This window comes from Stenotrophomonas sp. 278, assembly GCF_003935715.1.
Taxonomy (GTDB): domain Bacteria; phylum Pseudomonadota; class Gammaproteobacteria; order Xanthomonadales; family Xanthomonadaceae; genus Stenotrophomonas; species Stenotrophomonas maltophilia_AH.
In genome coordinates this window covers 1-7365 of the sequence record NZ_RHPP01000174.1, presented here as the reverse complement: position 1 = coordinate 7365, position 7365 = coordinate 1, and the positions used below count along the sequence as shown (strand labels likewise).

Sequence of the window (7365 nt, the reverse complement as noted above, 5' to 3'; positions counted from 1 at the left end):
GCTTCGGCGGCGGAGGCGGCTGGGGCGGTGGCGGTGGACGGTCGGGAGGCGGTGGTGCCTCGGGGGGCTGGTGATGCGCGCATGGCGACATTTCTGGGCTCCTTCGGTGCACCGGGCGTTTCCCGGCGAGCGCCTGCAGGCGATCACCGAGGCGATCACGGCCGGTGAGCAGCGGCACGGCGGACAGGTGATGTTCGCGGTGGAGGCCGACCTGCCCTGGTCGGCGCTGTGGCACGGGGTGACCCCGCGTGAGCGCGCCGAACAGGCGTTTGCCCAGCTGCGCACCTGGGACACCGAGCACAACAACGGGGTATTGATCTATTTGCTGCTGGCCGACCATGCCATCGAACTGGTCGCCGACCGTGGCCTGCGCGGCAAGGTCGGCGAAGACCAGTGGCAGGCGGTGTGCGAGCACATGCAGCAGCAGCTGCGTGCAGGCGCATTGCAGGACGCCGTGTTGCGGGCGGTGGCCGAGGTCTCGGACCTGCTGGCGCGGCACTATCCGCCCGGCAGCGGGTCCAAGGATGACGGGCTGCCCAACACGCCCCAGCTGCTGTAGCCCTGCAGGGGGCCAGCAGGGCGGTGGGCGGCCGTAGAATAGCCGCTTACCCGCAAGGCATCGCCCATGATCTATTTCCACGACATCGACCCCATTGCCATCTCGCTTGGGCCGGTCCAGGTGCACTGGTACGGCATCATGTACCTGCTGGGCTTCATTGCCGCCTGGTGGCTGGGTCGCAAGCGCATTGCCGCCGGCCGCCTGCCGGGCGTGGACGCCAATGGATTCTCCGACCTGCTGTTCTACGCCATGCTGGGTGTGGTGCTGGGCGGGCGCGTGGGCTACATGCTGTTCTACGCACTGGGTGATTTCCTGCACAACCCGCTGCTGCTGTTCAAGGTATGGGACGGCGGCATGAGCTTCCACGGTGGCCTGCTCGGCGTGCTGTTTGCGTGCTGGTACTGGTCACGCAAGCATCGGCTGCACCTGTTCGACACGCTGGACTTCATGTCGCCGCTCGTCCCGCTGGGCCTGGGCTTTGGACGGCTGGGCAATTTCATCGGTGCCGAGCTGTGGGGCAAGTACACCGACGGGACCTGGGGCGTGATCTTCCCCAGTGGCCTGCCAGCCCCGTTCAACCAGATGGACCTGGCGTCGTTGAAGGCCGAATACGCCAGCGGTGCGCTGAACGTGTACGCACGGCATCCTTCGCAGCTGTATGAAGCGGCGCTGGAAGGGCTGGTGATGTTCGCGGTGCTGTGGACGGTGTCGGCCAAACCGCGCCAGCGTTACCTGGTCTCGGGCCTGTTTGCGTTGCTGTATGGTGTGTTCCGTTTCGCGGTGGAGTTCGTGCGCATGCCTGACAACGGCGTGTACCTGGCCTTCGACTGGTTCACCCGCGGCCAGCTGCTGAGCCTGCCGCTGGTGGCGTTCGGCCTGGTGCTGCTGGTGCTGTCGCGCCGCGCACCGGTGCTGCAGCCGGTGGCCCCGCCGGCGTCTGCTGAAGGAAGCAAGGCATGAAGGCGTATCTGGATCTGCTGGAACACGTGCTGGAGCACGGCAGCGAGAAGTCCGACCGCACCGGCACCGGCACGCGCAGCGTGTTCGGCTGGCAGATGCGCTTCAACTTGAATGACGGCTTCCCCTTGGTCACCACCAAGAAGCTGCACCTGCGCTCGATCATCCACGAGCTGCTGTGGTTCCTGAAGGGCGATACCAACATCGGGTACCTGAAAGACAACCAGGTACGGATCTGGGACGAGTGGGCCGATGAAAATGGCGACCTCGGCCCGGTGTACGGCAAGCAGTGGCGCAGCTGGGCCACGGCCGACGGCGGCAGCATCGACCAGATGCAATGGCTGGTCGAAGAGATCAAGCGCAACCCGGATTCGCGACGGCTGGTGGTGAGTGCGTGGAACGTGGGCGAGTTGTCGCAGATGGCGCTGATGCCGTGTCACAACCTGTTCCAGTTCTACGTGGTGGACGGCAAACTGAGCTGCCAGCTGTACCAGCGCAGCGGCGACATCTTCCTGGGTGTGCCCTTCAACATCGCCAGCTACGCGCTGCTGACCCACATGGTGGCGCAGGCGACGGGGCTGGGCGTTGGCGACTTCGTGCACACCCTGGGTGATGCGCATCTGTATTCGAACCATTACGAACAGGCACGCGAGCAGTTGGGGCGCGAACCGCGCGCGCTGCCGAAGCTGTGGTTGAATCCGGAAGTGAAAGACCTGTTCGGCTTCCAGTTCGACGACATCCGCATTGACGGCTACGACCCGCACCCGGCGATCAAGGCTCCGGTGGCAGTGTGAAGCTGTCGATGATCGTGGCGCTGGACCGCAACCGTGGCATCGGCCGTGACAACGACCTGCCGTGGCGCTTGCCGGACGACCTGCAGCACTTCAAGGCACTGACCTTGGGCAAGCCGGTGTTGATGGGGCGCAAGACGGCGTTGTCGCTGGGCCGGGCGCTGCCGGGGCGGACCAATCTGGTGCTGACCCGCAGTGGCCAGGTGCCGTTTGCCGGCATGCGTGCGGTGGGGTCTTTGGATGAGGCGAGGGCGATTGCCGAGGACGAGGGGGCTACCGAGCTGTGCATCATCGGCGGTGGCGAGATCTTCGCGCAGCTGCTGGACCAGGCCGATGCACTGCACCTGACCTGGGTGGATGCGGAGGTGCATGCCGACGTGCATTTCCCGGAGATTGATCCGACGCAGTGGACCGAGGTATCGCGCACGCATCACCCAGCAGACGAGCGCCACGCGTTCGCATTCGACTTCGTGGACTACGTTCGCGCGTGATCTCCGTAGAGCCGGGCTCTGCCCGGCTGCTGTTGGATTTGTGCGAACAGCCTTCGGTTTCACGTATCCCTGATTTGGCGGGTCGGGGTGGGCTTGCGGGACACGCCGTGAACCCATCCATGGGGGCTCGTCAAAAACATCCATGTTTTTGACGGTCCCGCAAACCCACCCCGACCCACCTTCGACAGATGGTCGGTGGCCAACAGGCAATCAAATGCGCTTCTTCCGGACGCGCTCCCGCTGACACGCATGGCGTGTCACTACGCATGTTGCTTTCTGCAGAATGTTTGACTGGTAGGGTCGGTCGATAGACGACCGCACGGAAATCCTCAACGCCCGGTAACGACTTGCAACGATCAACGGCAACGCCGGCCAACGGCCGGCGCTACCAAACGGTCACGCGTCGCGTGTGTGACTCACATGCCCGATGCAACGCTTATGTTCTTCCGTAACCTCATCAATGGTCAGCAAAATCGCACTTGGCCCATCAGTGATGAAGGAATTCGCACCTAGGTCGCCCCCGGATTTTTTGTGCCGTCATGAATGTAGAGCCGCGCCCTGCGCGGCTGCTGCAGGACATGGGTCGTCCAATCGAATAGGGCAAGGCTTCCCCTAGGGGTCAGAATAGTCTGATTTGGCTTCACAATGTGTTGTGTTAGATTCGCGCAAAAGAGGATTGCGCGGGGCGTACTTTCATGGGGTATGGGTCGAAATGAGCAATTCTTCATCAAAGCGCAGGAGTCGGAGTCGGATTATGCCCACTCTGCGTTGCTGTCTCATGATGTCTTTTTCGGTGCCGGCACTGACGGCGTGTTCGAGCGGTGCACCGCCGGCTTCGTCAGGTCATTTGAATCAACAGCAATCCGTCGAATCTGGGAGTGAAGCAGGAATGGAACGATTCAAGAAGGAAGTCGAGCAATTGGCTGCAATACGTTTCGATGATCCTGAAGCGGTGGGCAGACAGCTCAAAACGCAGCTGGGGTCCGCGACTCGGGATAACGTGCATGAAGAACGGAGCGCCGAACGTGGGATGCTGGGCGACCTCTCGATTCTTAACATTAAGCTTCGCAGCGCCTCAGACAACCCTGCACATGCGACGCTGACATTTGATATCGCACCACCAAGCGTCGTGGTTGGAAATGTTCTCTGGGAAGACTCCATTCCGTATCCAGCTCGACCCGATGCAAGCGGTTCCCGGCCGTACTGGTCGACGCGAGTCAGTGGTTCCGAAGTGATTCTTGGGCTCGAATCAGATGGCACTACGCTGAACTACATATCCATCAGCCAGCGCTGAATAGTCCCTGTATTAGCGAAGGAGTCGCAGAATGTCGCAAAGTGAGAACAATGGGGTGCCGCTGCCGCAGCAGGGTGGCCAAGCCAGCCCCGCACCTCGTCCTGCTTCCCCATTGGCCGACCCGAGTTTGGTCCCCTTCTTGGAGAAGTCGCCGACATTGCAGGCAGGTATCGCCCAAGCTCGACGAGATGGCCTGGCTGTTGAATGGGGTGCTGCCGGCCAAGGCACTTATATTCAGCCCGGTGTGAAGATCGTTATTGACGGGAATGCCATGGGTCAAGGGGCGAGAATCGCTCGCTCGCTTTCTCATGAACTCGGACACCATCAATTCACGGAACGCCCCGATCCAACCTCGAAGGAAGCCTATGTAGGCACCTTGTTGCGAGGAGAGCAGCGGCGACTCTTAGTAATGTCCAGGTCCAGCGTGAGATTGTCGCAGCTGGTGGGCCGGACATTGGGGTTTCAGGCACGGGTAGTCGACCGCAACAGTACGGGGCGATCGCGGCGGAGCTCCAGGCCGGACGAATCAATTGCAACGAAGCACTGGATCAGATCGCTGAGGTGTTCAAAACCGAGACTCCGTCTGTTGGTCCTCATGAGACCTACGAGCTTTACTATGGTGCGCACTATGATCAGCACGTGGCACCCTTGCAACGCCGTCGTCGGCCAGAACCAGATTTTGAAGTTGGGCACCACGCAGTTGCCGAGAGCGCTGCCGTGGTCAAAGACGATGCGTCATCGCCGCAGCGATGGTCTTCTCCAACATCTGGACTTGGCGACGCTGACCGTTCTCTCTATACGCAGATAAGAGCGGGGGTGGGGCGCCTGGACGCCGAACACGCCAAATCGTGGGACGAGTCGAGTGAGCGTATATCCGCGAGCGTGCTGGTACTGGCGAAGGAACAGGGGCTTTCGCGGGTTGATCATGTCGTGTTCAACAATCCCACGGAAAGCTTGGCTCGCGGTGAGAAGATCTTCGTGGTTCAGGGAGCACTGGATGACCCTGCTCATCGACGAGCGCAAATGAACACGATGGATGCACTTCGAACGCCCGAGTCGGAGTCGCTTCATCGTGCTGATGCACTGAGTCAGTCCCAAGCAGCGAGTCTCGATCAACAGTCGACACAACAGGCGCATGTGCAGGACGGCCCATCGTTCTCGAGATAGGTGCCAATGTGCCGTCGGAAGCTCCAGCCTGGGCGCGCGTCAAGGATTTCTTGGGTGCAGATTGCGCATCCATTCTGGCTGTGAAGGTTCGGTTGGTTGCAATACGACCGCACGCAAATTATCAATGTCCGTTAGCGGCTCGCAGCAACCAACGGCAACGCCGGCCAACGGCCGGCGCTACCGAACCGGTCACGCGCCGCGTGTGTGGCTGACGTGTCCGATGCAACGCTTCTGTTCTTCCGTGGCTTCATCAATGGTCAGCAGAATCGCGCGCGGCCCATCGGTCACGAAGTACTCTGCGCCCACGTTGCCGCTGGACCTGCACATCCACATGCCGCGCAGTTTCGTGCAGGGGATGAGCGGGTCATCCGGATGCTGTTCATCGCGAAGATGGGTGAGTGCCTCCACGCGGACACGGCGTGGTTTGCGGCAGTGGTAGACGATGCGGGGACGGGTGGGGGCTTTGGTGTGAGATGTCATACGAAGGCTCCAGGGAAAATCTCCCCGCCAGGATGGCGGGAAGCCGGGAGGTTGAAAGCCGTGCAAGAGGACGGAGCAGCCTTTTCCCACGAAGGTGTTTTATAGGACCACCCTCCCGGCGTTGGACGCACTTCGATTCTCTTGCGGAGCTTTCAAACTCCCGATGCCCACCATGCGGACAAACGCACGATAGCGGAATGCGACTTTTCTCATCGAGCATTTTGATCTGACGTTTTCGGTCAAGCGAAATGGCGTATTGAGCGCGGAGTGGGTGGAATCCGTTGCAGGGCAAGGGATTCGAGAGTGTGATGCGCGTCTCGTTTGCGGTGTGGTTTGTTTTTTGGGTTGGTGCAGCGACCGATTGTTGTTCGTCGTTTTCGACATGCAGTGCGCGTGGTGATGGTGTGCACGGTGTCGATTGATGCATGTCGTTACCGAACGTGGGGAGTGTCCGTGCGGTCGTCTTGCGACCGACCCTACCAGTCTCAAGCATTCAGATGATGCTAGTCGTTCCGGTGATTGCAGCCGTGTAGTGACACGCCATGCGTGTCAGCGCTAGCGTGTCCGCAGGGAACGCATTTGATTTCCCTTGGCCACCGACCCTCTGTCGAAGGTGGGGCGGGGTGGGCTGGAGGGGGCACGAGCCGCATGGATGCGGCGATGAGCTTACATGGATGTGTTCACAGCGTCCCCCGGAACGCCCATCCCGACCCGCCTAACCAGGAATGCCGTGAGCCGAGGGTTGTTCGCATGAATCCAACAGCAGCCGGGCAGAGCCCGGCTCTACGTGATGTGTGCAATCAGGTGATCAGGTGATCAGGTGGATTCACGCGTCCAAGCTCGGCCGGTAGTGCCCGATGATGGTGTGCGCGAACAGCAGGTTCTCTTCGCGTGTGCCGCGTGCGATGTTGTGCAGGATCAGCGGCGTACCATCTGAAGCTCGGCGGTCGGAGACGATGCCCACGTGCAGCAGGCCGCTGCCGCTCAGCTTCCACGCCACGATGTCTCCAGCGGCGAAGTCGCTGGCCTTCACCGAGGCGGGTTGCTCCCAGCCCTGGCGCTCGAACCAGCGCATCAGGTTCGGCACGCGGCGGTGGTCGATGTTGCGGTCCGGGCGGGTCAGGCCCCATTGCGCCGGATAGCTGCCAAAGTCCGCGCGCATGTCTTCATGCACCCGCTGCTGCAGGTCCAGCCCCTGCTCGCGCAAGGCGCGCACAATCACATCCGTGCACACCCCGCGATCCTCCGGCACGTCGCCGCCCGGGTAGGCAAGCACTACATACGCCGGGTCATACAGCACCGTGCGCCCTATCTGCGCGCGCGCTGCGGTTACCAAAGGTGGTGAGGCGACTGATGGCGCAGTCGTGATCGAGGGCAGGGCATCGGTGGCCGATTCCGCCGCCTGCTGGGGCGTGCCGCGTTGGCAACCCCCCACCAGCACCATCCAGATGCCCAATACCAGTGCAATGTCCCTATTGCCCATTTGAAGCTCCCGATAAACCAACAGCAGCCGGGCAAGCCCGGCTCTACAGAGCGTGCGCAATCAGGCCGGCGTACCGCCGTCGTTGCCGCCGGATTCGCGCGGCGCACGTTGTTGCTCGCGACGGGGGCCACGACGGCGCTGTC

At 61.7% G+C, this 7365-nt stretch carries 8 protein-coding genes; 6 read left to right on the top strand and 2 right to left on the bottom strand.

The window, feature by feature from the left end:
• Positions 1-73: 73 nt before the first annotated feature.
• The 6 genes from EGJ34_RS19425 (at position 74) to EGJ34_RS22790 (ending at position 5259) form a co-directional block, all read left to right on the top strand.
• A complete protein-coding gene (locus EGJ34_RS19425) occupies positions 74-559 on the top strand; it encodes a TPM domain-containing protein (RefSeq protein WP_125362093.1) in 486 nt (161 codons plus the stop codon).
• A 66-nt stretch (positions 560-625) separates the two neighbouring features.
• On the top strand, positions 626-1519 hold the full coding sequence (gene lgt / locus EGJ34_RS19420) for a prolipoprotein diacylglyceryl transferase (RefSeq protein WP_125362092.1): 894 nt from the start codon (positions 626-628) through the stop codon (positions 1517-1519).
• Positions 1516-2310, top strand: coding sequence for a thymidylate synthase (locus tag EGJ34_RS19415; RefSeq protein ID WP_125362091.1), 795 nt, complete (start codon positions 1516-1518; stop codon positions 2308-2310). Before lgt ends, EGJ34_RS19415 begins: the two co-directional genes overlap by 4 nt.
• Positions 2307-2798: a dihydrofolate reductase gene (locus tag EGJ34_RS19410; protein WP_185750262.1), complete on the top strand. Its 492-nt coding sequence runs from the start codon at positions 2307-2309 to the stop codon at positions 2796-2798. Before EGJ34_RS19415 ends, EGJ34_RS19410 begins: the two co-directional genes overlap by 4 nt.
• Before the next feature lie 754 nt (positions 2799-3552).
• The gene (locus EGJ34_RS19405; RefSeq protein ID WP_125362090.1) at positions 3553-4092 is read left to right on the top strand and encodes a hypothetical protein; all 540 of its coding nucleotides are present in this window, start codon (positions 3553-3555) and stop codon (positions 4090-4092) included.
• A gap of 561 nt (positions 4093-4653) precedes the next feature.
• The gene (locus tag EGJ34_RS22790; RefSeq protein WP_260477066.1) at positions 4654-5259 is read left to right on the top strand and encodes an XVIPCD domain-containing protein; all 606 of its coding nucleotides are present in this window, start codon (positions 4654-4656) and stop codon (positions 5257-5259) included.
• A gap of 189 nt (positions 5260-5448) precedes the next feature.
• Here EGJ34_RS22790 and EGJ34_RS19395 read toward each other — a convergent pair whose 3' ends face one another.
• Together EGJ34_RS19395 and EGJ34_RS19390 are read right to left on the bottom strand one after the other, a co-directional pair.
• On the bottom strand, positions 5449-5739 hold the full coding sequence (locus tag EGJ34_RS19395) for a hypothetical protein (RefSeq protein ID WP_125362089.1): 291 nt from the start codon (positions 5737-5739) through the stop codon (positions 5449-5451).
• Positions 5740-6565: 826 nt separating this feature from the next.
• The gene (locus EGJ34_RS19390; protein WP_125362088.1) at positions 6566-7222 is read right to left on the bottom strand and encodes a DUF1287 domain-containing protein; all 657 of its coding nucleotides are present in this window, start codon (positions 7220-7222) and stop codon (positions 6566-6568) included.
• Positions 7223-7365 lie beyond the last annotated feature (143 nt).

What these genes read in the sequence shown, in the direction of transcription:
- EGJ34_RS19425 (WP_125362093.1), top strand. Translation starts at nt 74, where the DNA reads ATGCGCGCATGGCGACATTTCTGGGCTCCTTCGGTGCACCGGGCGTTT.
- lgt (WP_125362092.1), top strand. Translation starts at nt 626, where the DNA reads ATGATCTATTTCCACGACATCGACCCCATTGCCATCTCGCTTGGGCCG.
- EGJ34_RS19415 (WP_125362091.1), top strand. Translation starts at nt 1,516, where the DNA reads ATGAAGGCGTATCTGGATCTGCTGGAACACGTGCTGGAGCACGGCAGC.
- EGJ34_RS19405 (WP_125362090.1), top strand. Translation starts at nt 3,553, where the DNA reads ATGCCCACTCTGCGTTGCTGTCTCATGATGTCTTTTTCGGTGCCGGCA.
- EGJ34_RS19395 (WP_125362089.1), bottom strand. Translation starts at nt 5,739, where the DNA reads ATGACATCTCACACCAAAGCCCCCACCCGTCCCCGCATCGTCTACCAC.
- EGJ34_RS19390 (WP_125362088.1), bottom strand. Translation starts at nt 7,222, where the DNA reads ATGGGCAATAGGGACATTGCACTGGTATTGGGCATCTGGATGGTGCTG.